The 26306-nt window shown below is 53.1% G+C and carries 23 protein-coding genes and 1 pseudogene; 18 read left to right on the forward strand and 6 right to left on the reverse strand.

Features of this window, described 5'->3' with window-relative positions:
• Positions 1–78 precede the first annotated feature (78 nt).
• The gene (locus tag Q4544_RS07435) at positions 79–1407 is read left to right on the forward strand and encodes a LysM peptidoglycan-binding domain-containing protein (protein WP_303504905.1); all 1329 of its coding nucleotides are present in this window, start codon (positions 79–81) and stop codon (positions 1405–1407) included.
• A gap of 133 nt (positions 1408–1540) precedes the next feature.
• On the forward strand, positions 1541–3367 hold the full coding sequence (locus tag Q4544_RS07440; RefSeq protein WP_303504907.1) for an ABC transporter ATP-binding protein/permease: 1827 nt from the start codon (positions 1541–1543) through the stop codon (positions 3365–3367).
• On the opposite strand, the gene Q4544_RS07445 is transcribed toward Q4544_RS07440, so the two are convergent.
• From Q4544_RS07445 to Q4544_RS07455, 3 genes are read right to left on the reverse strand one after another with little or no spacing between them, the layout of a single operon-like run.
• On the reverse strand, positions 3334–3792 hold the full coding sequence (locus tag Q4544_RS07445; RefSeq protein WP_303504909.1) for a hypothetical protein: 459 nt from the start codon (positions 3790–3792) through the stop codon (positions 3334–3336). The genes Q4544_RS07440 and Q4544_RS07445 overlap by 34 nt on opposite strands.
• Positions 3793–3804: 12 nt before the next feature.
• Entirely contained in the window at positions 3805–7515 is a 3711-nt protein-coding gene (locus Q4544_RS07450) for an efflux RND transporter permease subunit (RefSeq protein WP_303504911.1), read from the reverse strand.
• A complete protein-coding gene (locus Q4544_RS07455; protein WP_303504912.1) occupies positions 7512–8759 on the reverse strand; it encodes an efflux RND transporter periplasmic adaptor subunit in 1248 nt (415 codons plus the stop codon). The genes Q4544_RS07450 and Q4544_RS07455 overlap by 4 nt, the downstream gene beginning before the upstream one ends.
• Positions 8760–8964: 205 nt before the next feature.
• Here Q4544_RS07455 and Q4544_RS07460 point away from each other — a divergent pair, with 205 nt between their 5' ends.
• The 5 genes from Q4544_RS07460 (at position 8965) to Q4544_RS07480 (ending at position 14152) form a co-directional block, all read left to right on the forward strand.
• Positions 8965–9645 carry a hypothetical protein gene (locus Q4544_RS07460; RefSeq protein ID WP_303504913.1) on the forward strand — a complete coding sequence of 227 codons (681 nt, stop codon included), beginning with the start codon at positions 8965–8967 and terminating at the stop codon, positions 9643–9645.
• 24 nt (positions 9646–9669) lie between these two features.
• Complete coding sequence (locus Q4544_RS07465; RefSeq protein WP_303504914.1) at positions 9670–10974, forward strand: PQQ-like beta-propeller repeat protein; 1305 nt, start codon at positions 9670–9672, stop codon at positions 10972–10974.
• Positions 10975–11020: 46 nt separating this feature from the next.
• Positions 11021–12487 (forward strand): ribosome biogenesis GTPase Der, encoded by a 1467-nt coding sequence (gene der, locus Q4544_RS07470; RefSeq protein WP_303504916.1) that lies wholly within the window; start codon positions 11021–11023, stop codon positions 12485–12487.
• A 311-nt stretch (positions 12488–12798) separates the two neighbouring features.
• Positions 12799–13035, forward strand: coding sequence for an EF-hand domain-containing protein (locus Q4544_RS07475; protein ID WP_303504918.1), 237 nt, complete (start codon positions 12799–12801; stop codon positions 13033–13035).
• 151 nt (positions 13036–13186) lie between these two features.
• Positions 13187–14152: a fatty acid desaturase gene (locus tag Q4544_RS07480; RefSeq protein WP_303504920.1), complete on the forward strand. Its 966-nt coding sequence runs from the start codon at positions 13187–13189 to the stop codon at positions 14150–14152.
• Between the two features lie 39 nt (positions 14153–14191).
• Here the strand turns inward: Q4544_RS07480 and serS are convergent, their stop codons facing one another.
• Positions 14192–15484 (reverse strand): serine--tRNA ligase, encoded by a 1293-nt coding sequence (gene serS / locus Q4544_RS07485; protein ID WP_303504923.1) that lies wholly within the window; start codon positions 15482–15484, stop codon positions 14192–14194.
• Positions 15485–15683: 199 nt separating this feature from the next.
• Between serS and Q4544_RS15725 the strand changes: the two are divergent.
• From Q4544_RS15725 to Q4544_RS07535, 11 genes and pseudogenes are all read left to right on the forward strand, one after another.
• Positions 15684–15866 (forward strand): annotated as a pseudogene (locus Q4544_RS15725) (EAL domain-containing protein); the annotation flags it as partial.
• Positions 15867–16165: 299 nt separating this feature from the next.
• Positions 16166–16447 carry a preprotein translocase subunit YajC gene (yajC, locus tag Q4544_RS07490; protein ID WP_303504925.1) on the forward strand — a complete coding sequence of 94 codons (282 nt, stop codon included), beginning with the start codon at positions 16166–16168 and terminating at the stop codon, positions 16445–16447.
• 33 nt (positions 16448–16480) lie between these two features.
• A complete protein-coding gene (gene secD / locus Q4544_RS07495; protein WP_303504927.1) occupies positions 16481–18142 on the forward strand; it encodes a protein translocase subunit SecD in 1662 nt (553 codons plus the stop codon).
• 2 nt (positions 18143–18144) lie between these two features.
• Entirely contained in the window at positions 18145–19113 is a 969-nt protein-coding gene (secF, locus tag Q4544_RS07500; RefSeq protein ID WP_303504929.1) for a protein translocase subunit SecF, read from the forward strand.
• Positions 19106–19858: a sulfite exporter TauE/SafE family protein gene (locus Q4544_RS07505; protein ID WP_303504930.1), complete on the forward strand. Its 753-nt coding sequence runs from the start codon at positions 19106–19108 to the stop codon at positions 19856–19858. Before secF ends, Q4544_RS07505 begins: the two co-directional genes overlap by 8 nt.
• Before the next feature lie 10 nt (positions 19859–19868).
• Complete coding sequence (locus Q4544_RS07510) at positions 19869–20228, forward strand: Mth938-like domain-containing protein (RefSeq protein WP_303504931.1); 360 nt, start codon at positions 19869–19871, stop codon at positions 20226–20228.
• 6 nt (positions 20229–20234) lie between these two features.
• The gene (gene ccmA, locus Q4544_RS07515; protein WP_303504933.1) at positions 20235–20846 is read left to right on the forward strand and encodes a heme ABC exporter ATP-binding protein CcmA; all 612 of its coding nucleotides are present in this window, start codon (positions 20235–20237) and stop codon (positions 20844–20846) included.
• Complete coding sequence (gene ccmB, locus Q4544_RS07520) at positions 20843–21499, forward strand: heme exporter protein CcmB (RefSeq protein ID WP_303504935.1); 657 nt, start codon at positions 20843–20845, stop codon at positions 21497–21499. Before ccmA ends, ccmB begins: the two co-directional genes overlap by 4 nt.
• An 89-nt stretch (positions 21500–21588) precedes the next feature.
• Entirely contained in the window at positions 21589–22320 is a 732-nt protein-coding gene (locus Q4544_RS07525; protein ID WP_303504936.1) for a heme ABC transporter permease, read from the forward strand.
• Positions 22317–22466 carry a heme exporter protein CcmD gene (gene ccmD, locus Q4544_RS07530; RefSeq protein ID WP_303504938.1) on the forward strand — a complete coding sequence of 50 codons (150 nt, stop codon included), beginning with the start codon at positions 22317–22319 and terminating at the stop codon, positions 22464–22466. The genes Q4544_RS07525 and ccmD overlap by 4 nt, the downstream gene beginning before the upstream one ends.
• Positions 22459–22989 carry a DsbE family thiol:disulfide interchange protein gene (locus Q4544_RS07535; RefSeq protein ID WP_303504940.1) on the forward strand — a complete coding sequence of 177 codons (531 nt, stop codon included), beginning with the start codon at positions 22459–22461 and terminating at the stop codon, positions 22987–22989. Before ccmD ends, Q4544_RS07535 begins: the two co-directional genes overlap by 8 nt.
• Positions 22990–23106: 117 nt before the next feature.
• On the opposite strand, the gene Q4544_RS07540 is transcribed toward Q4544_RS07535, so the two are convergent.
• On the reverse strand, positions 23107–23463 hold the full coding sequence (locus tag Q4544_RS07540; protein ID WP_303504941.1) for a DOPA 4,5-dioxygenase family protein: 357 nt from the start codon (positions 23461–23463) through the stop codon (positions 23107–23109).
• Between the two features lie 127 nt (positions 23464–23590).
• Positions 23591–26278: an aconitate hydratase AcnA gene (gene acnA / locus Q4544_RS07545; RefSeq protein WP_303504943.1), complete on the reverse strand. Its 2688-nt coding sequence runs from the start codon at positions 26276–26278 to the stop codon at positions 23591–23593.
• Between the last annotated feature and the right edge of the window lie 28 nt (positions 26279–26306).

Below are 26306 nucleotides of genomic sequence, written 5' to 3' on the forward strand. Positions count from 1 at the left end.
GCTGTTTTGACCACAGTTACCCAACTTGGTAGTGTGCCTCAATCAAAACGACTGCCAAAATCTGGGGAAAGGGCAGCCATGAGTAAATTCGCATCAGTGATGTCTGGGTCAACTGCAACCATCGGGGCGGCGGCTGTCGTCGTTGTCGGAGCGGGGCTTTATTTTGGGGGCGTGTTGGATCGCGAGCCACCTGAGGTGCCAGCCGCGCCTGTAATTGAAGCGGCACAACCGGTCGCGCCGAAAGATGACGTTGTCGCAGTACCGGAGGTGGTGGAACCAGTTGTTGAAGCGCCTGTGGTTGAAGAGGTCGCCGCTGAAGAGGTTGCGGCTGAAGTGATCCGCCCAAGCTTTGATGTTGTACGCGTTGAGCCTGATGGAACAACTCTGATAGCTGGCGCTGGTGTCGCTGGTGGCATGGTTCAGATTTTGCTTGATGGTGCGTCGGTCGCTGAGGCTGAGACGGGTGCCGACGGCAAGTTTGCGAGTTTTCTCACTTTGGAACCAAGTGATGCGGCGCGGGTATTGAGCCTGGTGCAGTCCGTTGATGGGGACGATGTTGCTTCTGACGCGACGGTTATTGTCGCGCCGACGCCTGTGGTCGTTGCCGAAGAGGTTGTTGCAGAGGTGGCTGAAACAGTTGAAGCCGTAGAAGAAGCTGCCACTGAGGTGATTGCAGATGCGTCTTCTGTCGCGGATGCGGTTGAAGAGGTTGTGCCAGAGGTTGTTGAGGATGCGGCACCTGAACCGGTAACTGAAACAGTTGTGGCCGAAGCGGTTGTTGAACCTGTCGCTCCTGAGGAAACTGAGCAGCCAGAGGTGGTTGTGACCGAGGAACCGGTTGAAGTTGCTGCTGTATCGCAGCCCGTTGCTCCGGCCGTGATTATTTCAGACAATGAGGGTGCACGCGTGTTGCAAGCGCCGAGTGATCAAAGCCCAGAGGTGCAGGATGCGATTGCTTTGGATGCAATCAGCTATTCCGAAGAGGGCAATGTGCAGCTTTCCGGTCGTGCGAAATCTGGCGGTTTTGCGCGTGTCTATCTGGACAATGTGTCCAAGGCGGATGAACCGATCTTGCAAGATGGCACATGGCGCGCTGAATTGCCGAATATCGAGGCTGGTGTTTATACGCTGCGTGTAGACCACCTAACGGAAACTGGTTTGGTTTTATCGCGCGTTGAAACGCCCTTTAAGCGCGAACCAAAAGAAGAGTTGCTGGTTGCCTCTGAGGAGGTCGCAGAAAAGCGTGTGGTGGCGGTGACTGTTCAGCCGGGTAATACGCTTTGGGCGATTGCCAAGGAAAGCTACGGCGATGGCATTCAATATGTGAAAGTCTTTGAAGCAAACAAAGACCGCATTCGCAATCCGGATTTGATTTATCCGGGCCAGATTTTCACCGTTCCTGAGTGATTTATTTGGAAAAGGGGGCGTCGTTGCCCCCTTTGATCCTTTTATTTAACTAAGAATACAGCCACCTTGGGGTGGCTTTCTGATGTTTGGGTGTTTAGTTCAATGGGCTGGGCATCGGAAGTGGGGCAGTATCATGCAAAAGTGGCGGACGGCATCAGACGAGGAACTGGCTCGGGCTAAAGACCGGTCTGGATGGAACGTTATTCGCCGCGTTGCACCTTATCTGTGGCCGAAGGGAAAGCTTTGGGTAAAGCAACGCGTCGTCTTGGCCATGCTGGCGCTTATCGCATCAAAGGCCATCGCGGTTTATGTGCCTCAAATCTATAAACAAGTTGTCAATGTATTGGCCGCAGAGGGTGTGTCTCCGCTGATGTTGGGCGCGGTTGGTTTGACTGTTGCCTATGGTATGGCACGTTTGATGGCCGTGGCATTTCAGAACCTACGTGATGCTATCTTTGCCAAGGTGGGGCAGCGTGCCTTGCGGCAGTTGGCGTTAGAAACCTTTGAGCATATTCACCGCTTGTCGATGCGCTATCACATCACTCGGAAAACGGGCGGTTTGAGCCGGATTATTGAGCGTGGGGTGAAGGGTGTTGAGTTTCTTCTGCGCTTTATGCTGTTTTCAATTGGGCCGCTTATTCTAGAGCTGCTTTTGATCGCTGGCATTTTGTATTTTGCTTTGGACGTTTGGTATCTGGCGGTCATTGTTTTGACGATTGCTGCCTATGTTTGGTTTACCTTCAAGGTCACCGAATGGCGCGTGAAATTGCGCCGGGAGATGAATGACCAAGACACGGACGCGAACCAAAAGGCCATCGACAGTCTGTTGAACTTTGAGACGGTGAAATACTTTGGTGCCGAGTCCCGTGAAGCAGCACGCTATGACCAATCTATGAAAGGTTATGAGGCCGCGGCCTTGAAGACAGCCTATTCGTTGGCGGGGTTGAATGTTGGTCAGTCTATCTTGATCACAAGTGGTCTTGTCGTGGTTATGGTCATGGCCGCGATGGGCGTTGAAAATGGGACCTTGACCGTTGGCGATTTCGTCATGGTGAATGCCTATATGATCCAGATTACGATGCCATTGAACTTCTTGGGTACGGTTTATCGCGAAATCCGTCAGAGCCTTGTTGATATGGGCGAGATGTTTGATTTGCTGGAGCAGCCTGCCGAGATTTCAGATGCCGATGACGCCAAACCATTGAAGGTTGATGGTGGCCGGATCGAATTGAGGGATGTTGAGTTTGGTTATGATGAAGAGCGGCCCATCCTAAAGGGGGTGACGCTTGCGGTAGACGCAGGGCAGAACGTGGCGATTGTGGGGGCTTCTGGTTCTGGTAAGTCGACAATTGGGCGTTTGTTGTTCCGGTTCTACGATGTGCAGGCAGGTGCTTTGCGCATTGACGGACAAGATGTGCGTGACGTGACCCAACAGAGCTTGCACGACGCGATTGGCGTGGTTCCGCAGGATACTGTGCTGTTCAACGATACGATCCGCTACAACATCGCTTATGGCCGTGATGGCGCGAGCTATGAAGATATTGTAGCGGCGGCAGAAGCTGCGCAAATTCATGATTTCATCATGAGCTTGCCGGATGGGTATGAAACAACTGTAGGCGAGCGTGGATTGAAGTTATCCGGTGGTGAGAAGCAGCGGGTAGGTATTGCGCGGACTTTGCTGAAGAACCCACCGCTGCTGCTTTTGGATGAAGCGACCTCTGCCTTGGATACTGAGACAGAACAGTCGATCCAAGATGCCTTGGCTTTGGCTGGACATGGGCGCACGGTGATTACCATTGCGCACCGATTGTCGACTATCGCTGAGGCGGACAGAATTGTTGTGCTAGAGCAGGGCGTTATCGTCGAAGAGGGCACGCATACTGATTTGCTGGAACGCGAAGGGCGCTATGCGCAGCTTTGGCACCGTCAGCTGAGCGATGACGAGAGCGCGGTTGCGTAATTGTCTATTGCGGCTGACTCGCTGAACTTCCAAGTCGCGATTTGTTCGCTGATGTTGGCTTTGGTGATCCGCCATCCCTGTGGGCAATTAAGCAGCAGATAAGAGGTGTTCCATTGGGCGAGCAGGGCTCCCTGCGCATTAAATGCGCGGAACTTTGACAGGCATAGTGCTTCTTCGTCTGACGTTTGATGAACGAGGTCGGTTTCCCCGATCACCTTGGCGACACCTTCGGTTGCGTAAAAGCCATGTACTCCGCGTAAAGCGTTACGCAGTTCGCGTGGCGATTGGATAACCAACTTTTGGTTAGACATGACGACCTCTGCCGGAAAATTCCAGCAACTCATGATGCATGTGTAATCATAGCTAGAAAGGCCGTCATGGAAGTTATCCATGACGGCCTTTGCTGTTCGTGCGGTCTTGTGCATTTGACGCTCTGTCTATTCCGCTGCGCGCAAACCTGAATCACTGTCAGGTAGGTCACCAATCGGTTTTCGGTCATCTTCCCAAAGTATCTCGGGCGCTTTAATTTGTTTCGCAGCTCGGCGCAAAGCCCAATCTTGGGCCGCTCGGCTACCACGACCTTTAGTGATACGTGCGATTAAGCGCAACCCCCAGCTGACATATGTCCAGATCCACACGCGGAGTGCGAGCATTGATGGCGTGAATACGAGGGTCAAGACCGTTGCAATACCAAGACCAAAGACAACAGCCGTCGCAAGTTGCTTCCACCAAAGCGCGGTAGGGCTGTCAATGGAATAGCCACCGCCGACAAAGTCGAGGCTAAGGCCAAACATCATTGGTGCGAGGCCTGCCATGGTGGTGATTGTGGTTAACAGAACCGGACGCAGGCGGTCCTGAGCTGTTCGAACAATCGCTTCGATCCTTGGCATGAACTGGCTGTATTCTTGATAGGTATCAATCAGAACAATGTTGTTGTTCACAACGATCCCCGCCAGGGCCACGATGCCGGTGCCGGTCATAATGATTGAGAAGGCCTGATCCATCACAAGCATCCCGATAAGGACGCCTGTTGTCGACAGAATGACGGCCAGCAAAACCAGTACCGAGTTATAGAAGCTGTTGAACTGCGCCAGAAGGATGATGAACATCAATCCAAGTGCACCCAAAAAGGCGTTTGCAAGGAAGGCTTGGCTTTCAGCTTCGTCTTCTTGGTCGCCGGTCCATTCCCATTCGATACCGTTGGGGAAAGGCTTCGCTTCTTCAAGCCAGCTTGTGATGGCGGCGATCTGAGCAGCGGGTGTCAGCGGGACAGTCGTAAAGCCGCGATCTGTGTAGCTGTCTTGCAGGTCGGTGTCGGCCTTCCACGTTTCAGCGTTGATCAACTCGCTTTCGCCAGTTTCATCATTCGTTGCTATCATCATACCGGCAACGATACCGGCTTTGACGTCAAAGATACGAGTTTGATCGACACGGTTGATTTCAGCGAGCTTCGGAACAGGCTTACGTGTGATGAAGTTTGACAAAGGTACAAGCCCATCAGGCGTACGGACCTTGAGCGTGTCCAATGTGGACAGAACGCGGTCTTTTTCCGGAAGGCGGACGCGGATGTCGATTTCTTCATCTGAGCTGTCAACGCGCATCGTGTCGAGCAGGATGCCACGTGTGACCAGCTGAACCATTGCACCAACGGTCGCTACATCTGCGCCGTAACGACCGGCCTTTTGAACATCCACGTCGATCTGCCAGTCAATGCCGGGCAGGGGGCGTGTATCTTCGATTAGGCTCAGGCCAGCGGTTTGGTCGAACTTGTCGCGCGCGATCTTGATAGAGTTCAGTAGGTCTTCCCAATTGTCGCCTTTGACGCGCAGATGAACTGGTTTGGCGGATGCCGGGCCACGATCTGCTGCCAAAATTTCTATCTTGGCACCGGGGATCATTTGAAGCTGAGCGGTCAGTTCGTCGATGATGAGGTCACCATCAAAATCAGCAGCTTTAATCGCGCGGTTTACGGTGATGCCGGTTAGTGGAATGTCAAACCAAGGCTCCCGTGCGTCTGGGCGATCTTCCCAAGGGATGGTCTCTAACTGGATTTGGCCAATGGTATCCTTTGGCGGCTGCGCGCCTCCATTGTTGCTGTTTAGGCCACCTTCGCCTGCAAAAGAGAATGCGGTTTTGATACCCGGATGGGCCAAAACGATCTTTTCAGCTTGGGAAACAATGTCGTCTTTTTGCTCTAGCGAAAGGTTACCCTTGGCTAGAACATAAACGATGGCCTGTTCTGGCTCGGATTCTACGAAGAATTCGACACCTTTGTTGTTGGCCCCAAAGTATCCAAAGACGCTAACCACAAAGAATGCTACGGCAGCAATGGAAACCAATGGCATGATCGGATTGCCCGCGATCAGTTTGATGAACCACCCAAATGCAGAGAGCTGACGGCCAACTTTAATGCGACGTTCACGGCGGCTGATCATAACCGCGTCTACGGTGATAGATGCCGCAAAGGCACCAAGCATAAAGATGATAAAGCCAACGATGAACGGGGCGAGACCACCAGCAGCACCTGCGGACCCAAGCAGATACGTTGGGTTCAAGATTTGCATGGCGCCAAGGAAAATCACGAAGAGTGACGGTGGAACCAAGGCGATGCGAACCATCCATGGCGCACGTTTGCGTAGCTCTACAGATGCGTTGTGGAAGAAACGGCTTAAGCGGCCGGATACACCACCCATAACAGGCAAATAGATTAGTGCCACAACCAAGGAGGCAGATAGAACAAAGATCAGTGTGACAGGGAGCATGCCCATGAATTGGCCCGGAACACCCGGCCAGAACAGCATTGGCAAGAATGCACACAATGTGGTCGCGGTTGAGGACACAACTGGCCAGAACATACGCTTCGCCGCTTCGACATAGGCGTGCATCGGGCCAACACCTTGGTTGATCCGTTTGTCGGCGTATTCCACGACAACAATGGCACCATCCACCAACATTCCAACCGCAAGGATTAGGCCGAACATAACGATGTTGGAAATCGTGATTTCCATCAGCGCGAGCAGGGCGAAACACAAGAGGAACGAGGTTGGGATCGCAAAGCCCACAAGCAATGCAGCGCGTGTACCTAGTGCGGCCAAGACAACGATCATAACAAGCGCAATCGCAGTTAAAACAGAGCCTTCGAGCTGGCCAACCATGGAGCCGACGATGCGGCTTTGGTCATTTGATGTACCAACTTCGACCGCTGCCTTGAGCTCATGCGGCCAATCTGCAGAAGCTTCTTCAACGGTTTGGCGGACCAAATCTGCGGTGTCGATCAGGTTGAAACCTTTGCGTTTCACGACCTGAAGGGCAACGGTATTGACCGAATTGAAGCGCGCTGTTCCGGTGCGATCCTCGAAGGTTAGGTTGATTTCGGCAAGGTCACCCAACGTGACAACGCGGTCGCCGTTGGTTTTTACGGGTAGGGAATAGACATCCCGTGGCTCGTCAAAACTCGATGGGATTTTGACCGCGAACTTACCTTGAGATGTTTCGATCTCACCGGCTGCAATCAGCTGGTTGTTGTTACGGACAACATTGATCAGTTCGCCTGCGGTTACGTTGTAGGATTCAAGCCGTAGCGGATCAATCAAGACTTCAAGCATCTCGTCGCGCTTACCAGCGATCCCGGCTTCTAGAACGGCGTCGAGGCTTTCGAGCTTGTCTTGTAGACGATCTGCCACGATCGACATCGTACGCTCCGGCACTTGGCCGGTGAGGTTCACAATGATGATCGGGAACTCAGAGAAGTTGATTTCGTTGATGGAGTATTTATCAGCGCCAGCAGGAAATTGGCTTTCGGCAGTGCTCATGGAGTCACGCACGTCTGCCATGATTTTGGTTTTGTCCCAGCCGAATTCGAATTCGAGCGCGACACCTGCGTAGCCTTCGGCAGCTGTCGATGACATCGTTTTCAAGCCATCCAGATCGGACAGCTCTGTTTCCATCGGTTTGACCAAAAGTGTTTCAGCGTCAGATGCCGAGATGCCGGGGAAGGGTACCGAAACAAAGAGAGCCGGGATTTCGATGTCTGGTTCGCCTTCTTTTGGAAGGCTCCAATATGCAAATCCGCCTACCGCCAGTGAAAGGACGATAAAGGCGAGGACCATTCGGGCACGTTCAGCGGCCCAGTCAACTACACCAATCATTCGTTATGCTCCTGATAGCTGGCTTCAACAGGGACGCCGGAGATGACATATTCTTGGCCGATCACAATCACGTCCGCAGTTTCAGGCAGGCCTGCAAGCCAGATTCCGTCTACTGTGTCGCGCAAAGTATCCACTGGAACAAACTTTGCTTCGCTTTCCGCAGTCACAATACGAACGCCAATAATGCCTTCGTCGTTTAGGGTTAGCGCCGATTGCGGCAGTAAGTGTGCTTGCTCGCCTTCGGCCGCGATAATGATCTCTGCTGTTTGACCGTCACGAATTTTGAGGTCTGGGTTCGGCACTTCGACTTCGACGCGGAAGGTACGTGTTGCTGGGTCAGCTGCGCGGGAGATGAAGGTTACGTTGCCGCGCACTTCGTCGCCGCTGGCCAAACGTGCCCCTGCAAGAGCACCAATTTCGACGTTGCTCACTTCTGTTTCAGGAACAAAGCCAACCAGTTTAACAGGATCGAGCTGGATGATTGTCGCGCAGTGCGCGCCATTTGGGCCGGAGGCCTGAAGTAAGCTACCAAATTCCGCGGTGTCAGTTTCCAAGATGCCAGCGAAAGGCGCACGAACGGTCAGGCGATCAATCTCTTTTTGGGCAGAGGCGACTCGGGCTTCGGCGGATTGAATGGCAGCCTTGGCACTTTCCAATCCTGCTGTTGCAGCGGCAACGCCAGCTTCGGCGGCACGAACGGCTGCTTGGGTTGATGCCACACGGGTATCAGAGGCAAATCCACCTGCGGAAAGCTTTGATGCCGCATTATCGTTGATGCGTGCCTCTTGAAGGCGTGCGCTGGCTTCTTCGACACGGGCGGCTGAGGTCGGTACGCCCGCGCGTGCCTCTGCTAAACGAGCGACGGCTTCGGCCAGTGTTGATCCGCTGGTGCCTGGGTCAATTTCGCAAAGGATCTGATCTTGTTCAACAAATGCCCCTTTGCGCAGAGGAACTGAAGTAACCAAACCCGATGTTTCTGCCATTACGTCAACTTGACGCTCAGCTTCTGTTTCACCGCGCACAACTACAGCACTATCAATGAGCCGTGCTGTTGAGTGCATCGCGACAACACGAACAACGTCATTTGTGGTTTCAGGCGATGTTTCAGCAACGGCGTCTACCGCTTCCATTTCTTCGGTGGCTTCGTCGGTTGAGGCAACCGCAAGAAGCGTGTCACGTTCGATGATAAAGAAATACATGAATGCCGAAACGATAACGGCGATAATAAGCGGGATAATTCGCATCGGTGATGACCTTGTATTCGCGGGTTTGCCTTAGCAATTAGATGTTCATAGCCCAATTACAATGGGTGTAACTGAATTTTCTGAACCGTCCGGTTTAGTTTAGTTTTTCCGCAACACACATTCAAGTGTATCATTGTTTTGCAGCAAGACTTGGAACTTGCAGGGCTTCGCGCTATGAGGGACGGAAATAATTAGGGGGTGAGCTGTGAGCGATACCGACAGTTTCATTGATGAAGTCTCCGAAGAGGTCCGCCGGGACAAGCTTTTTGGAATGATGCGTCGCTACGGCTGGATCGCAGTCGTTGGCGTTGTAGCAATCGTTGGCGGCGCAAGCTGGAACGAATATCAAAAAGCGCAAACATCTGCTTCGGCTCAGGCGACTGGAGATGCATTGCTGAATGCGCTGGACGCTGATGAATCTGCGAATCGCGTGACTGCTTTGCAAGCAGCAACACTTGAAGCAAGCGAATCTGAAGTGGTCCGCCAGTATTTATTGAGTGCTGAGCAAGCCAACAGCGGTGACGCTGCGGCGGCCTCGGCAACTTTGGATGCCTTTTTGAAAGCGGCCCCAGAAACGTCGCAGATTTATCGTGATGTCGCTGAGCTAAAGTCCCTGATGTTAGGTGCTGACGCAATTCCAGCTGACGAACGCCGCACACGTTTGGAATTTATGGCGCAACCCGGTCAGGCATTGGCCTTGTTGGCGTCTGAGCAATTGGCACTGATTGATGTGACCGAGGGCAATACAGACGCGGCTGTTGAACGGTTGCAGGCCATCATTTTGGATGCCTCTGTGACGGCAGGCTTGCGTCAAAGGGCAACTCAGTTGATTGTAGCGCTAGGCGGGGAACCTGAAACCCTGCCGTCGCTGAGCGTAACTCAATAAACGCATATGCTGGAGGGCAGGGCCGTGGCACATTCAAATTGGATCATTGCGACGGTGGTCGCCACTCTCGTTGCGGGTTGCGCGGATCGCGAAGTGATCTTGACCGGTAAACGCGAAGAGCTACGCGGCGAAGCGCCAGTCATTGAGCTGCCATCAGAAACACGGTCTATTCGTCTTGCTGGCCAGTCCAATAATGCGGAATGGACGCATCGGATCGGTACGCCGAAATACCGGACAAGCCATCCTGCACTCACTGCTACACCAACTTTGGCGTGGAGCGCATCTATTGGCGAAGGCGAGAAACGTCGTCAGCGTATTTCGACAGACCCGATTGTTGCCGATGGCCGTATCTTTACCGTTGATAGCACGGCAACGCTGACCGCGACGTCGACGTCTGGTGCGCGGCTTTGGTCGATCGACATGACACCGGCTGGTGACAAGCCAAACGAAGCCTCCGGCGGTGGTTTGGCCATTGCTGGTGGTAAGCTGTATGTCACAACGGGTTTTGGCCGGTTACTGGCTGTTGATCCAACTTCAGGCGAAGTTCTTTGGGAGCAACGTTTAGGTGCTGTCGGCAACGGCTCTCCTACAGTCTATGGCGGTTTGGTCTATGTCGTTTCGGGCGACGATCTAGCGTGGGCCTTGGATGCCGACACGGGCCGGATCGAATGGCAGCTATCCTCTAGCCCAGATGTGAATAACCTACAGGTGCCATCCGCACCTGCCGTTTCTGATAAGTTTGTTATCTTTGGGTTTGGCTCTGGTGAATTGCAGGCTGCATTCCGCAAGGGCGGGCTGCGGTTCTGGGATGCGGGCATTCAAGGTCAACGTGTTGGGCGCGCTTTATCAACGGTTGGCGATATTTCGGGTGATCCGGTGATCGTTGGAAAAACCGTTTATGCCGCCAACCACTCTGGGCGCCTCGTGGCGCTAGACCTTGATACTGGGGCACGTAAGTGGACAGCAGAAGAGGGCGCGCTTAGCCCTGTTTGGCCTGCTGGCGATTCACTGTTTCTTGTGAATGAGCAAAACCAGTTGGTGCGCATCGACGCCAGCAATGGCGAGATTATTTGGGCGAAGCGTTTGCCTGATTTCGTAAAAGACAGACCAAGGCGCCAAGTTCGTCGGTTCGGTCATTTCGGACCCGTTCTAGCGGGTGGTCAGTTGGTCGTAGCATCCTCAGATGGCCAGTTGCGCAGCTTTGATCCGGCGTCTGGCGACCTTATTCGAACAACCGAAATACCGGGTGGCGCAACGTCAAACCCGGTTGTTGCAGGTGGCACGCTGTATGTGGTCAACAAAAAAGGCGAATTGCTCGCTTTCCGTTGATCCATTTTTGTTATAAAGCGCCCCTTCAGAGTCTCTGGAGAGTCAAATGAGTTTCACCCTCGCTATCGTGGGCCGTCCCAATGTGGGAAAATCCACGCTGTTTAACCGTCTTGTGGGCAAAAAGCTTGCGTTGGTCGATGACCAGCCTGGCGTCACGCGCGATTTGCGCGAAGGCGAAGCGCGTTTGGGGGACCTTCGGTTCACGGTGATTGATACCGCTGGACTAGAAGAAGTTACCGATGACTCCTTGCAGGGGCGTATGCGCCGGTTGACCGAACGTGCTGTGGATATGGCGGACATTTGTCTGTTCATGATCGATGCACGTGCCGGTGTAACGCCCTCTGATTTGGTCTTTGCCGAAATTCTGCGCAAGAAATCGGCGCATGTGATTTTGGCCGGGAACAAAGGCGAGGGCGCAGCGGCGGATGCCGGCATGCTGGAAGCTTATTCTTTGGGGCTTGGTGAACCGATCCGGTTGTCCGCCGAACACGGCGAAGGCTTGAACGATTTGTATTCCCAGTTGATGCCGCTTGAAGAGCAGTTTGAAGCGCAGGCACGTCAGGATGCGCCGGAAGTTGACGTAGACGTCGACGAAGATGACGACGCCGAAGATGCAGTTCCGGTTCCAACGCGCGAAAAGCCGTTGCAGATCGCAGTTGTTGGTCGCCCGAATGCGGGTAAATCAACTCTGATCAACCAGATCCTGGGCGAAGAGAAAATGCTGACCGGTCCCGAAGCCGGTATTACGCGTGACGCGATTTCCTCTCGGACAGAGTGGAACGACACACCGATGCGTATCTTTGATACTGCGGGCATGCGTAAGAAAGCCAAGGTTCAGGAAAAGCTTGAAAAGCTCTCTGTCTCTGACGGTTTGCGTGCGGTTAAGTTTGCTGAGGTTGTTGTTGTTCTTTTGGATGCGGCTATTCCGTTTGAGCAACAGGATTTGCGTATTGCCGATTTGGCAGAACGTGAGGGTCGTGCCGTTGTTGTTGCCGTGAACAAGTGGGACATCGAAGGCGATAAACAAGAAAAGCTGCGGGATTTGAAAGAGTCCTTTGCACGCTTGTTGCCACAGTTGCGTGGTGCGCCACTGATTACGGTTTCTGCTAAGACGGGTCGTGGCTTGGATCGTCTGCATGACGCTATCCTAAGTGCCTATGACGTGTGGAACCGTCGTGTGACGACCGCACAACTGAACCGTTGGCTGACGGGCATGCTGGAACAGCACCCGCCGCCCGCTCCGCAGGGGAAACGCATTAAGTTGCGGTATATGACGCAGGCCAAAAGCCGTCCGCCGGGATTTGTTGTCATGTGTTCGCATCCTGACAAACTGCCAGAGAGTTATTCTCGGTATTTGGTGAATGGGTTGCGGGAAGATTTCGATATGCCGGGAACGCCGATCCGCTTGTACATGCGCGGTCAAAGCGACAAGAACCCCTACAAGGGAAGTCGCAAAAAGAATGCTGGTGCTCTTAAGAAGCACGTTACGCCCCGCGCACGTCGCGAAAAATGATAGAAAGCCCCGCTTTGAGCGGGGTTTTTTCTTGCCGAAATGTGATGGCAATATCGGCGGGGAATTGACCGTTTTGGGGGTGTGCGATTGATCGGCTTTGATTGGCCGATAGACTGCGCGGAAACTTGCAATCGGCGGGTTTTCCCATGGGGTGACGGCAGAGAATGGCGCAGTTTTTGCGCCAAACTCCGCCAGTGTAGAGCAAGCACACGCCGCTTTTTTATCAATGATTTTAGGGCGTTGAAGGTCAGGTTTGGCGTGTGCAGGTTAAGGGCACGGCAAGTCGCCGTTTCACCAATTAGGAGAAAGACATGAAAAAGATTGCAGCCCTGATGACCTTCGTAATTGCAGCGTCCACAGCCCCAGCGTGGGCGGAAGTTATGATCGAAGATGCTGACGGCAATGGCACCTTTAACTATGCGGAAATGGCAGTGGCTTACCCAACCCTGACCGAAGATATGTTCGCACAGGTGGATGGCGATGGTGACGGAGAAGTCACCGCAGAAGAACTGCAAGCCGCAATGGATGCAGAAATTCTGGTCAAATAAGACTTATCGTTCTGTAAAAACCTGACATCAGACGACACCTCAGAGCACCCCGCGTCCCCAGCGCGGGGTGTTTTTCATGTGTCTCAAATTGATAACGATTTGTTAACTATCTGCGCCCCAAGGTTTTGATGTCCAATTCTGGGGGGCGGATATGTCTGTATTAAAAGTGTCGTTGGCCTATCGAGAGGTCAATAATTTGAGCGCTGTCATGCAATTGGTTTGCACTTTGGCGGCCTATTTTCTGTTTCTAAGCTTAGCGATTGTGTGGGTTGCGCATCTTTGGGTCGCAATCCCGTTTGCGGTATGTGCGGGTATCGCAGGTATTCGACTTTATATGTTGCAGCATGATTGCATGCATCGTTGTTTCATTCGGCCAAAATGGCTGAACGACGCAATTGGAATTACCCTGTCGGTCTTTACGCTTTCACCATTCTACGCGTGCCGGTTTAATCACGGCCAACATCATAGCCATGTGGGTGATTTGGATCATCGTGAGTCCTTTGAAATTAACGTGCTTACAGTGGACGAATACCGCGCGTTAGCGCCACTTCGTCAGCTGATGTATCGCGTATACCGCAGCCCGTTTACGTTATTGGTCGTGGGGCCGTTCATGGTGTTTGCGATATTCAATCGATTTCCAAAGAACACTTTGAAACATGGCTTTGTTGGCGACGTACTGCTGCATAACGCCATGCTGGCTGGATTCGTTGGTATGATCTACGCGCTTGCAGGAATGGGTGGCGTGTGGATGTTGGTGTTAACCATTTATTCAGGTGCGTCAACCAGCGTGATCATTCCCTATGTCGAGCATAACTTTGAAGACGTTCTTTGGGGGCGAAAGCCGGATCTAGCGCGTGAAGATGCAGCGTTAAAGGGATCAGCTGTTTTGGATTTTGGTCGCCTGTTTCATCTGCTCACAGCCAATATCGGATTTCATGACCTGCACCACTTAAACCCAAACATTCCTAGCTACAATCTAAAGCGATGCTATGACGCGCTTGAAGCGGACGGATTATTGGCGTCGCGCAAAGTAGGATGGCGCGAGGCGTTCAGTTGTTTTCGATGGAAATTGTGGGATGAGCAGCAAGGCAAAATGGTTACCTTTACAGCTGTCTAAAAGAAAACGGCGGCCCAATCAAAGGCCGCCGTTTTGTAATTACTTCAATGTGCCGTCTGCTGTTAGCGTCGACTTGCCACCAAGATAAGGGGCTAGGGCTTCTGGCAGAACGACCGAGCCGTCTTCTTGTTGGCCATTCTCAAGCACCGCAATCAAACAACGGCCTACCGCCAGACCGGAGCCATTTAGCGTGTGCAGGTATTCTGGCTTGCCACCTTCTGTCGGGCGGAAGCGCGCGTTCATGCGACGTGCTTGGAAATCACCCGTTGTCGAAACAGAACTGATCTCGCGGTAGGTGTCCTGACCCGGCAACCACGCCTCGATGTCAAAGGTACGGCGTGCGCCAAAACCCATGTCGCCGGTGCAAAGAACGACAGTGCGGTAGGGGATGTTCAGTGCTTCAAGGATACCCTCGGCACAGCGCAACATACGCTTTTGCTCTTCGTCTGATTTGTCAGGATGCGTGATAGACACCATTTCGACTTTTTCGAACTGGTGTTGCCGCAACATGCCAGATGTGTCGCGACCGGCAGAGCCAGCCTCGGAGCGGAAGCAAAGCGAATGCGCGGTCATACGGATGGGCAGGGCGCTTTCGTCAACGACTTCTTCTGCCACCGAATAGGTCAGCGGAATTTCAGATGTTGAAATCAACCACCAACCGTTTGTTGTTTGATAGCTGTCTTCTGCAAACTTTGGCAGTTTGTCGGTGCCATACATCGCTTCGTCACGCACCAGAACCGGAGTGTTCACTTCGGTTAGGCCGTTTTCATCCACATGTTTGTCGATCATGAATTGTGCCAAAGCGCGGTGAATACGGGCGACTGCGCCTTTCAACAGGACAAACCGCGCGCCAGAGATTTTAGCTGCTGTGTCAAACTGCATCGCTTCTGCCACGCCTGCGATTTCAAAGTGCTCTTTTGCTTTGAAATCCAGTGTTTTTGGTGTGCCCCAGCGGCTAATTTCGACATTGTCGTCTTCATCCGCACCATTTGGCACGTCGTCTGCTGGCAGGTTTGGAATGCGGGCCAGCATATCTGTCAGCTTGGCATCAATCTCTTTTGCCTCGGCCTGCATTGCGGCGACTTCTTCTTTTTTCTGACCAACGAGGGCGCGTAGACGTTGGAATTCATCCTCGTCACCCTTGGCTTTTGCAGCGCCTACCAATTTGGAAGCTTTGTTCTGCTCTGCCTGAGCCATTTCAGCGGCCGTAATTTTGGCACGGCGCTCAGCGTCAAGCGCAACAAGCTCTGATGACATAGGCGCGTCGCCTCGACGAGAGAGGGCGGCATCAAACGCGGCCGGATTTTCACGGATCGCACGGATGTCATGCATGGCATCAGGTCCTTTAAAAGTGATTCATTCGTTCGCGTGTTATGGCGTATTTTCAAACGTTTCGTAACCGCCAAGCGCCGTGTTTCAATGAATTTGAAAGCGTCCAAGCCCCGTTCGCACCAAGTACCTTGCAAAACGCGTTTGAGTTAATCCAGAAATTTGAGCTCGAGGTGGATATTAAAAAGGATTTCATAACAATAAGTTTGGGTTGATGTATCAACCGATTGTGGAATTGGACACGGCAAGAAACGCAGGGTTTGAGGCATTGATGCGTTGGCACCATCCTATAAGAGGGCACGTTCCCTCTGATCGGTTCATTTCTGTTGCCGAAGCCATGGGGTCGATCTGTCAATTAACGGATTTTGCGGTCGTTGCATTGTAAATACGCGCAAGGTTTTTTCTTTTACAAGCCAATGGCAGAAGCTGAACTAGCGTAATTGCTGAACAATCCAGGCGCTGAAAGTCGCGTAGCGTCCTGATTTCCAAGCGAAATTACGACAGGCCTTTCATTTTAGCACAAACAATACCCCTTAAGCCTCCTCTCACGAGAAGAATGAAGCCAAACCCCACCAGAATGTCTTGTCTACCTGCGGCTTTCTCGCCTTGCATATATGCGCGCGGACACATAGGTTCCCTGCAAAATTAGTGAGCGCTAGCGCTCGCATAGACAAGGACAAACCCATGGACGCTATTGCACAATTTGTACCACTTATTCTGATTTTCGGGATCATGTATTTCCTATTGATCCGCCCACAGCAGAAGAAAGTGAAAGATCACCAAAAGATGGTTGCAGCTGTGCGCCGTGGTGACGAGATCGTAACCCAAGGCGGTTTGATCGGCAAAGTTGTTAAGGTCAAAGACAACAACGAAATCGAAGTTGAATTGGCCGAAGGCGTAAAGGTACGTGTTGTGCAGTCTACTTTGGCGCAAGTTGTTTCTAAGACTGAGCCAGTCGAATCCTGATTTCACATTAATAACCAATAAGGCAGGCGCATTATGCTGCAAATCGACCTCTGGAAACGGGTCCTGATCTGGAGCCTCTGTGCGCTGGGTCTATTACTGGCACTGCCCAATGGGTTTTACCCACGGGTAGAGGCACACAATGATGCGACTGCATCGCTTGAGGCTGGGTTCTCGGGCAATGGGTTAGAAGAGCAGGCCGCGATGTGGCCTGCTTGGATGCCTTCATCATTGGTTAATCTTGGCCTTGATCTGCGCGGCGGTGCACATTTGCTGGCCGAAGTTGAAGTCGAAGATGTTTACGAGGCGCGTATCAAGGCATTGTGGCCTGAAGTACGGAACCTTTTGCGTGATCAGCGTGCAACTGTTGGCACCATTCGTTTGCAACCTTCTGATGTCAGCGAACTTCGCGTTAAGATTTCTAAACCTGAAGCCATTCAAGAGGCCGCAACACTTGTGCGTTCGTTGGCGCAGCCAGTTGTTTCGTTGACAGGTGTTGGATCAACAGACCTGTTGGTCTCTGTCGATAATGGCGAGATCGTTGTGACCTTGTCTGACGCCGAAAAACTGGCGACAGATGAGCGGACCGTTCAGCAAGCCTTGGAAATCATCCGTCGGCGTATTGACGAAGTGGGCACACGCGAGCCGACCATTCAAAGACAGGGTGCGGATCGTATTCTTATTCAGGTGCCGGGCATTGGGTCTGCGTCTGAGTTGAAAGAGATCATTGGCACTACGGCGCAGCTTACATTCAAACCTGTTGTCGGTCGCGCGGATTCTGCAGATGGCGTTGCTGGTGCAGGCAATGAAATTGCACCGTCTTTGGATCAAGAGGGCATCTTCTATATCCTAGAGAGCGCTCCTGTTGTGAGCGGTGAAGAGCTTGTAGACGCGCAGCCTTCTTTTGACCAAAACGGTCGTCCGGCTGTGTCTTTCCGGTTTAATCCTACTGGTGCTCGTAAGTTTGGCGACTATACCGCCGATAACATTGGCTCGCCGTTTGCGATTGTGCTGGACGATGAGGTCATCAGTGCACCAACCATCCAAAGCCATATTCCAGGTGGGTCCGGAATCATCACTGGTAACTTCTCTGTCGAAGAAAGCACCAACTTGGCCGTCTTGCTGCGTGCAGGTGCTTTGCCTGCTGGTTTGAACTTCCTCGAAGAGCGCACCATCGGTCCAGAGCTTGGCCAAGACAGTATCGAAGCTGGCCGTATCGCGTGTATCGTCGCGTTTACTGCGGTTTTGGTCTTTATGTTCCTTAGCTACGGCACATTTGGCTTGTTCGCGAATATCGCGTTGATCATCAACGTTGGGCTTATTTTTGGCTTGCTGTCATTGATCGGCGCAACACTGACATTGCCAGGTATCGCAGGCATCGTTCTGACGATTGGTATGGCGGTTGATGCCAACGTGCTGGTATTCGAGCGTATTCGCGAAGAGCTGAAGGCCAAGAAAGGTCCGGCACGGGCGATTGATCTGGGTTATGAAAAAGCCCTGTCTGCCATCGTGGATGCCAACATCACCACATTCATCACGGCAGTGATCTTGTTCGCGATGGGCTCTGGCCCAGTGCGCGGCTTTGCGATCACGTTGGGTCTGGGCATTCTGACATCTGTATTTACCGCGATCTACGTGACGCGCCTGATGGTTATCATCTGGTACGAACGCCGTCGCCCTAAGACAATCGAGGTATAATCATGCGCTTAAGACTTGTTCCAAAAGAGACCAAGTGGGATTTCTTCGGAAAGACCACGATCAGCCTTGGTTTTTCCAGCGTCCTGATTTTGCTGTCCGTCGTGTTTTTCTTTGTTCAGGGTTTGAACTTTGGCATTGATTTCCGCGGTGGCACAACCATCCGCACAGAAAGCGGCCAAACGGTTGTTGTTGGTGATTACCGCAATGCGCTAGAGCCGTTGAACCTTGGTGATGTGTCCATCACCGAAGTGTTCGACCCCACGTTCGCAGATGATCAGAACGTCACAATGATCCGCATCCAAGCCCAAGACGGGCAGGAAGCGGTGACAGCTGATGTAATCCGCGATGTCGAGGAAGCACTGAAAACCGTCGCGCCCGATGTGACCTTTGTTTCTGTCGAATCTGTTGGTCCGAAAGTATCTGGCGAACTGATCCAGACCGCTGTTATCGCGGTTCTTTTGGCGATTGCTGCGGTTCTCATCTACATTTGGTTGCGGTTTGAGTGGCAGTTTGCCGTTGGGGCGGTTGCCGCGCTGGTGCACGATGTGATTTTGACAGTCGGTGTCTTTTCCGTTGTGCAAATCCGGTTTGATCTGGCGATCATTGCGGCGCTTTTGACGATTGTTGGCTACTCTTTGAACGATACGGTTGTTGTCTTTGACCGGGTTCGCGAGAACCTTCGCAAATTCAAAAAGCTTGAGTTGAAAGAAGTGTTGAACATGTCGATCAACGAAACACTCAGCCGTACGGTTATGACCTCTGTTACAACATTGCTGGCGCTGATTGCGTTGTTTGTGCTGGGCGGCGACGTTATTCGTGGCTTCGTCTTTGCCATGATCTGGGGCGTAATCGTCGGGACATATTCCTCTGTATTTATTGCATCGACCGTTCTGCTGCGACTGGGTGTGAAACGCGATTGGTCCAAGCCGGACGCAAACGCGGGCAACCAATTTGGCAACATTGATGCCTGAGTGGCTCACAGAGGCCTTGGCGACGCCAGGGCTGATGTGGCTCGTTCTAACAATAGGAGTCGCGGGCATTGTCCGCGGCTTTTCTGGTTTTGGGACTGCTTTGATCTTCGTTCCAATTGCCAACATCTTTTTATCCGCATCAGATGTTGTCGCGCTGACGATGCTAACGGGTTTTGGCAGTATGGCTGCTCTTCTACCAAGCGCGTTGAAAACAGCAGAAATCAAAGGCGTTTCGACGATGGGCTTGGCGGCAGTCCTAACGGTGCCATTGGGATTGTGGCTGTTGGTTCAATTTGATCAAGACGTCATTCGCTGGACAGCAACGGTCATTGCCTTTGGTATGCTTTCGGCTTTGGTTCTGGGCTGGCGCTATCGCGGTGTCATTGACGTTAGGCGGTTGCTGGGCATTGGCGGTGCTGCGGGTGTGTTTGGCGGAATGACGGGTCTGACGGGCCCTGCCGTGATACTGTTCTATCTGGCGAAAGGCGCACGTGCGGAAGTTGTGCGGGCCAATACCATTCTGTTCCTCGCGATATTGGACGTGGTTATTATCATCAATATGACGATTGGGGGCCTGACCAGTTGGCGGCTTGTCGGCATTGCCTTTGTTCTAACTGTGCCTTACTTCATAACCTCAAAACTAGGGCAAGCGATGTTCAAGCCCGTATACGAAAAGACATATAGATCCGTGGCTTACGCTGTGATTGCACTCGCCGTTGTTACTGGATTACCGCTCTGGGACTAGAGGACAAAAAATGCAGCTGAATGAAATCCAGTATTCTGATGCGCAACCCATCGAAAGTTATGGGGCTGATTTCTTTCGCATTGGTGGAGAAATGGTTACCGCACCGGCCTTAATACATGCTGAGGGCGCGCGCCACTGGGCAGGGCTGGACGATACGACCGCGATTCTAGAGATGGCGGATAAGTTGGATTTTATCTTGCTGGGCACAGGTTCTGACCTGGCGCACGCACCTGCCGCGTTTCGCAAAACGCTGGAGGATGCTGGCATTGGCGTTGAAGTCATGAAAACGGATTCCGCCTGCCGTACCTATAACGTCTTGGTGTCCGAAGGGCGGCGCGTGGCCGCTGCGCTTTTGCCGGTGGACGGATAACGATCCGTGCTGGGCGTTGACTCCTTAACTGTCACGCGGGGCGGTGTGCCTGTGCTCGAAGGGGTTTCCTTTGACGTGGCAGCAGGAGAGGCCTTGATCCTGCGCGGACCGAATGGATCGGGCAAGACGACGCTGCTGCGTACCGTAGCGGGGCTACAGCCCGCGTTAGAGGGGCAGGTGAATGCCCCTGAGGAAAGCATTGCCTATGCGGCCCATTCTGACGGGCTGAAGGCGAATTTAACCGTTTCTGAGAATCTGTCGTTTTGGGCTGAAATTTTCGGCGGTGGCGACGTGAGCTCCGCTGTGGAACGCTTTGATCTTAAATCTCTTTCTGATCGTCCGGCGCATTCGCTTTCGGCGGGGCAAAAGCGGCGTTTGGGGTTGGCTCGGCTGTTGGTAACGGGGCGTCCGATTTGGGTGCTGGATGAACCAACTGTGTCCTTGGATGCCTTTGCAGTTGCGATGTTTGCGGATGTCGTAAAGGCGCATCTAGCGGATGGCGGTGTTGCGCTGATCGCAACACATATTGATCTTGGATTAGACGCGAAAACCTTTGACGTGGGGCCATTCAAGGCGAAGCCACGCCCGACCTCTGGTTTTGATGAGGGGTTCCTATGAAGGCGCTTCTTTTCAGGGACTTACAGCTTGCTATGCGGGCAGGGGGCGGCTTTGGATTAGGGCTTTCGTTCTTTTTAATCGTCACCGTTTTGGTACCCTTTGGCGTTGGACCAGAGAGCGCGCTTTTGTCCCGGATTGCGGCGGGTGTTTTGTGGATCGGTGCCTTGTTGGCTTGCCTATTGTCGCTGGATCGGATCTTTGCTTTGGACTGGGAAGATGGGTCTTTGGACCTTTTGGCGACGTCACCTTTGCCGCTAGAGGCGGTCTGCGTGGCGAAGGCTTTGGTGCATTGGCTGACAACGGGGTTGCCGTTAACCATTACGGCGCCGCTGCTTGGGCTGCTTCTTAGTCTGCCTGATGGCGGTTTTCTGTGGGTTTTCATATCCTTAGCTGTTGGTACGCCCGCGTTGTCGTTCATCGGCATGTTTGGGGCTGCCTTGACGGTGGGAATCAAGCGTGGTGGGCTTTTGTTGTCGCTATTGGTGCTGCCGCTTTATGTTCCGACGTTAATATTTGGGGCAGAGATCGCGCGGCGGGGTGTTGAGGGGCTGAGCGTTTCGGTGCCGTTAATGCTTTTGTCAGGGATAACCCTTGGAACATTGGCGTTATTACCATTCGTAAGTGCGTTGGTGTTAAGGATTAATTTGCGCTAAAAGGCGAAAAATTGCGCGAAATCAAAGTGTCGCAGGCGACTCTCTGAGACGTGAAGTGCATATTGGTTAACGGACATCTAGGAAGAGACATGGCATCGATTTGGGAATATGCGAACCCTGTGAAGTTCATGCGGTTGACCGACCGGGTTTTGCCTTGGGTTTCGGTTTTGGCCGGAATTACGCTTGCCGTGGGGTTGGTTTGGGGCTTTTTCTTTACGCCTGATGACTATCGCCAAGGCTCTACCGTTAAGATTATCTATTTGCATGTGCCCGCCGCGTTGATGGCGATCAACGCGTGGTTCATGATGCTTGTGGCGTCGTTGATCTGGTTGATCCGTCGCCATCACGTTAGTGCTTTGGCGGCGAAGGCAGCGGCGCCTGTTGGAGCCATTATGACAGTTATCGCATTGATAACAGGCGCACTTTGGGGACAACCGATGTGGGGGACCTGGTGGGCATGGGACCCGCGATTGACGTCTTTCTTAATCCTTTTCCTGTTCTATCTTGGTTATATTGCGCTTTGGGAAGCGATTGAGGATTCCGATACTGCGGCGGATTTGACGGCTGTTTTATGCCTTGTTGGATCGGTTTTCGCGATCCTAAGTCGGTATGCTGTTAACTTTTGGAACCAAGGTTTGCACCAAGGGGCTTCGTTGAGCTTGGACAAAGAAGAGAACGTGGCGGATGTGTTTTATCAGCCTTTGTTGTTTGCAATCGCTGGCTTTGGATTGCTGTTTTTGGCATTGGTCCTGCTTCGGACACGTACGGAAATTCGACTGCGACGCACTAAGGCATTGATTGCACGGGAGAAAATGGCATGATTCCTGAGCTTGGAAAATACGCTGGCACGGTGCTGTCGTCTTATGGCGTAACGATCGTTTTACTGCTGGGCCTGATTGGTGTCAGTTTGCGTGCTTCGCGTAAGTCTTTGAAAGAGCTTTCAAAAATGGAAAACCGAGATGGCTAAAATCTCTCCTTTGATGTTGGCACCCCCTGCGATTTTCCTAGGGCTTGCGACCCTGTTTCTGGTGGGTATGCAACGCGATAACCCAGACGAGCTCCCCAGCGCGATGGTTGGGCGGCAAGCGCCTGCCATAATGGTGGAAGAACTTGTAAACACAGAGATTTTCACCGATGCGGACCTGCGTGATGGGAACGTGAAACTAGTGAATTTCTGGGCGTCTTGGTGTGGACCGTGTCGGGCTGAACATCCGACGTTGATGCAGATGCAGGCCGAAGGCATCGAAGTCTTTGGCGTGAATTACAAAGATGTGCCAGCAAATGGGGCCGCATTTTTGGAAGAGTTGGGCAACCCCTTTGCCAAAGGCGGTGCTGATCCTAACGGAAAAATGGCTTTGAATTGGGGGGTTTACGGCGTGCCGGAGACCTATCTGATCGATGGCGATGGCACCGTTTTAGCGCGGGTTGCTGGGCCGCTCACACAACGAGAACTGACCACACGGTTGCGTCCTGTTTTGGATCAGAAATAGGGCGAATAGTTAACGGGCAGCGTTAAGGCGTTGCCGTTAATGTTTCTCTGACGTTACTTTTCATAAATCTGGAAATTCGTACGTTTCGTGCGCTGAAACGTACGATTCGTGAAACCGTTAATGCGCTGTTTGTAATCCGTTAAAGATTTCGAGATTTAGGTCGAGGCCGGTGCCGAGCCAAATTCCATGGTCGCGGTGGTCCTGTAAGTCGTCGTCTGTTTGCGGATGGGCAAAGACAATCAGGCCGTTTCTGTTCAGGGCAAGCCATGGTAGCAGTTTTGCGAATTGCGCAGGCGTTGCTAGCAATTGGCAGGAGGGCATGGGATGCGGGCCGACCGGCCTGCGGATCATCGTGCCCATTTCAACACCGAAGAACTTTGAGGCATCCCAGCACAATGTGTGGGCTTGGTCAAAGCTGGCTTCGTCAAAGTAGACGTGGGCGTGATAGTTTTGGATTGTGTCGATTTGTTTCATGACACGAATTTGGGGCTACGACGTTGATCGCGCAATCTTTGTCAGGTCACAGTGGCTGTGCATTGGTGCAGGGGATGCGAAAAGAGGCTCCGCTTTGGGAGCCTCTTTCTTTGAGTTTGTGGCGTGTTTAGCTTTTGGCCAAGTTGCGCAGCACGTAGTGCAGGACGCCGCCGTGTTCGATGTATTCAATCTCTGGCGCGGTATCGATGCGGCACTTGAGAGTGATCTCTTTGACGGTGCCATCTGCCATCGTGATGGTGCAGGGCACCTCTTGCAGGGGTTCGATGGTGTCCAGACCGGAGATGGAGACGGTTTCGTCACCCGTCAGGCCCAGCGTTTTGCGAGAGTCGCCGCCGGTGAATTCGAACGGGATCACGCCCATGCCAACAAGGTTGGAGCGGTGGATACGCTCGAAGCTTTCAGCAATCACGGCTTTGACGCCCAGTAGGGCCGTGCCTTTGGCGGCCCAGTCACGCGAGGAACCTGCGCCGTATTGTTCACCACCAAAGATGACGAGTGGTGTGCCATTGGCTTGGTGCGCCATGGAGGCGTCGTAGATTGAGGTTTGCTTGCCGTCTGGACCTTTGGTGTAGCCGCCTTCGACGCCGTCGAGCATTTCGTTCTTGATGCGGATGTTGGCGAAGGTGCCGCGCATCATGATCTCGTGGTTGCCGCGGCGAGAGCCGTAGGAGTTGAACTCACGCGGGGTGACCTGACGGTCGAGCAGGTACTGGCCCGCTGGCGTGGTTTCTTTGAACGATCCCGCTGGCGAGATGTGGTCGGTTGTGACCATGTCACCTAGGACGGCCAAGACCTTGGCATCATTGATGTTTGAGATCGTGCCTGGCTCTGTTCCCATGCCTTGGAAATAAGGTGGGTTTTGGATGTAGGTCGAGGCGGACGGCCAATCGTAGGTTTCTTGTTCTGGTACGGCAACGGCCTGCCATTGCTCATCGCCTTTGAAGACGTCAGCATATTTGGACACGAAGGCGTCGCGTGTGACGGTTTGTTGGACCAAGTCAGCGATTTCTTGGGTGGACGGCCAGATGTCTTTTAGGAAGACGTCATTGCCGTCTTTGTCCTGGCCGATGGCATCGGTTGTTAGGTTGATGTCGAGCGTACCGGCGAGCGCGTAGGCCACCACAAGTGGTGGGGAGGCGAGGTAGTTGGCGCGGACGTCAGGGCTGATGCGGCCCTCGAAGTTGCGGTTGCCTGAAAGGACAGAGGTTGCCACGAGGTCACCCTCTGCGATGGCGTCAGACAGTTCTTGTTGGATCGGGCCGGAGTTGCCGATGCAGGTTGTGCAACCGTAGCCCACAAGGTTGAAGCCGATGGAATCGAGATCTTTTTGTAGGTCTGCGGCCTCTAGGTAGGCAGATACAACTTGGGATCCCGGCGCGAGTGAGGTTTTGACCCATGGCTTGCGGTTCAGACCCAATGCGGCGGCTTTGCGTGCCACTAACCCCGCGCCGATCATGACGTATGGGTTAGAGGTGTTGGTACAAGAGGTGATCGAGGCGATCACGACTTTGCCGGATTCTAGTGTGTAATCCTCGCCCTTGACGGCGACTTCTTTGCCCATTGGGCGTTTGAAGGTTTCTTCCATCTCGCGGCGGAAGGCGGTTTGGCCTTCGGTTAGGGCGATGTAATCTTGTGGGCGTTTTGGACCAGAGATCGCGGGAACGATGGTGCCCATATCGAGGTGCAGAGTGTCTGTGTAGATTGGGGCGTAGTTTTCATCGCGCCAGAAGCCGTTTTCTTTGGCGTAGGCTTCGACCAAGGCGATGCGATCGGTGTCGCGGCCTGTGTTGTTCAGGTAGCGGATGGTTTCCGCATCAATTGGGAAGAAGCCACAGGTTGCGCCGTATTCTGGGGCCATATTGGCGATGGTGGCGCGGTCTGCCAGTGGCAGTTTATCCAGGCCTTTGCCGTAGAATTCGACGAATTTGCCAACAACGCCTTTGGCGCGCAGCATTTCGACGACTTTCAGCACGAGGTCGGTGCCGGTGGTGCCTTCCATCATTTCGCCGGTTAGTTCGAAGCCAATGACTTCGGGGATCAGCATAGAGATGGGCTGGCCGAGCATTGCGGCCTCGGCCTCGATCCCGCCAACGCCCCAGCCTAGAACGGCGGCGCCATTAACCATGGTGGTGTGGGAATCGGTGCCGACGAGTGTGTCAGGGTAGGCGACTTCGTCACCGTTTTGATCAGTGTCTGTCCAAACGGTTTGTGAGAGGTATTCAAGGTTCACCTGATGGCAGATGCCTGTTCCCGGAGGGACAACGCGGAAGTTGTCAAAGGCAGTTTGGCCCCATTTCAGGAAGGTGTAGCGTTCCATGTTGCGTTCGTATTCACGATCCACGTTCATTTGGAAAGCGCGTGGGTTGCCGAATTCGTCGATCATCACGGAGTGGTCGATGACCAGATCAACCGGCACCAGCGGATTGATTTTGGATGCGGAGCCTTTGAGGCCGACGATACCGTCGCGCATGGCAGCTAGGTCAACAACGGCTGGTACGCCGGTGAAATCCTGCATCAGAACGCGGGCAGGGCGGTAGGCGATTTCGCGAGGGTTTTTGCCGCCGTTCACGCCCCATTCGCCAAAGGCCTTGATGTCATCGACAGAGACAGAGAAGCCGCCGTCTTCGAAGCGCAGAAGGTTTTCGAGCACCACTTTCAGCGCGGCAGGCAGGTTAGAGAAATCACCCAGACCAGCCTTTTGAGCGGCTGGAATCGAAAAATATGAAATGGATTTGCCGTTTACCGTAAGAGTTTTACGGGTTTTGGCGTTGTCATGACCGACAGTAATGGGCATTTTGGCCTCCCTGAAATCTGAAAATAGG

It is taken from the genome of Cognatishimia sp. 1_MG-2023, from assembly GCF_030548175.1.
Lineage (GTDB): Bacteria > Pseudomonadota > Alphaproteobacteria > Rhodobacterales > Rhodobacteraceae > Cognatishimia.

Coding starts and splice junctions, on each gene's coding strand:
- Q4544_RS07525 (WP_303504936.1), top strand. CDS start 21,589: ATGGCATCGATTTGGGAATATGCGAACCCTGTGAAGTTCATGCGGTTG.
- ccmD (WP_303504938.1), top strand. CDS start 22,317: ATGATTCCTGAGCTTGGAAAATACGCTGGCACGGTGCTGTCGTCTTAT.
- Q4544_RS07445 (WP_303504909.1), bottom strand. CDS start 3,792: ATGCACAAGACCGCACGAACAGCAAAGGCCGTCATGGATAACTTCCAT.
- der (WP_303504916.1), top strand. CDS start 11,021: ATGAGTTTCACCCTCGCTATCGTGGGCCGTCCCAATGTGGGAAAATCC.
- Q4544_RS07450 (WP_303504911.1), bottom strand. CDS start 7,515: ATGATTGGTGTAGTTGACTGGGCCGCTGAACGTGCCCGAATGGTCCTC.
- Q4544_RS07455 (WP_303504912.1), bottom strand. CDS start 8,759: ATGCGAATTATCCCGCTTATTATCGCCGTTATCGTTTCGGCATTCATG.
- Q4544_RS07475 (WP_303504918.1), top strand. CDS start 12,799: ATGAAAAAGATTGCAGCCCTGATGACCTTCGTAATTGCAGCGTCCACA.
- serS (WP_303504923.1), bottom strand. CDS start 15,484: ATGCATGACATCCGTGCGATCCGTGAAAATCCGGCCGCGTTTGATGCC.
- yajC (WP_303504925.1), top strand. CDS start 16,166: ATGGACGCTATTGCACAATTTGTACCACTTATTCTGATTTTCGGGATC.
- Q4544_RS07535 (WP_303504940.1), top strand. CDS start 22,459: ATGGCTAAAATCTCTCCTTTGATGTTGGCACCCCCTGCGATTTTCCTA.
- secD (WP_303504927.1), top strand. CDS start 16,481: ATGCTGCAAATCGACCTCTGGAAACGGGTCCTGATCTGGAGCCTCTGT.
- Q4544_RS07505 (WP_303504930.1), top strand. CDS start 19,106: ATGCCTGAGTGGCTCACAGAGGCCTTGGCGACGCCAGGGCTGATGTGG.
- Q4544_RS07540 (WP_303504941.1), bottom strand. CDS start 23,463: ATGAAACAAATCGACACAATCCAAAACTATCACGCCCACGTCTACTTT.
- Q4544_RS07510 (WP_303504931.1), top strand. CDS start 19,869: ATGCAGCTGAATGAAATCCAGTATTCTGATGCGCAACCCATCGAAAGT.
- secF (WP_303504929.1), top strand. CDS start 18,145: ATGCGCTTAAGACTTGTTCCAAAAGAGACCAAGTGGGATTTCTTCGGA.
- Q4544_RS07435 (WP_303504905.1), top strand. CDS start 79: ATGAGTAAATTCGCATCAGTGATGTCTGGGTCAACTGCAACCATCGGG.
- acnA (WP_303504943.1), bottom strand. CDS start 26,278: ATGCCCATTACTGTCGGTCATGACAACGCCAAAACCCGTAAAACTCTT.
- Q4544_RS07440 (WP_303504907.1), top strand. CDS start 1,541: ATGCAAAAGTGGCGGACGGCATCAGACGAGGAACTGGCTCGGGCTAAA.
- Q4544_RS07480 (WP_303504920.1), top strand. CDS start 13,187: ATGTCTGTATTAAAAGTGTCGTTGGCCTATCGAGAGGTCAATAATTTG.
- ccmB (WP_303504935.1), top strand. CDS start 20,843: ATGAAGGCGCTTCTTTTCAGGGACTTACAGCTTGCTATGCGGGCAGGG.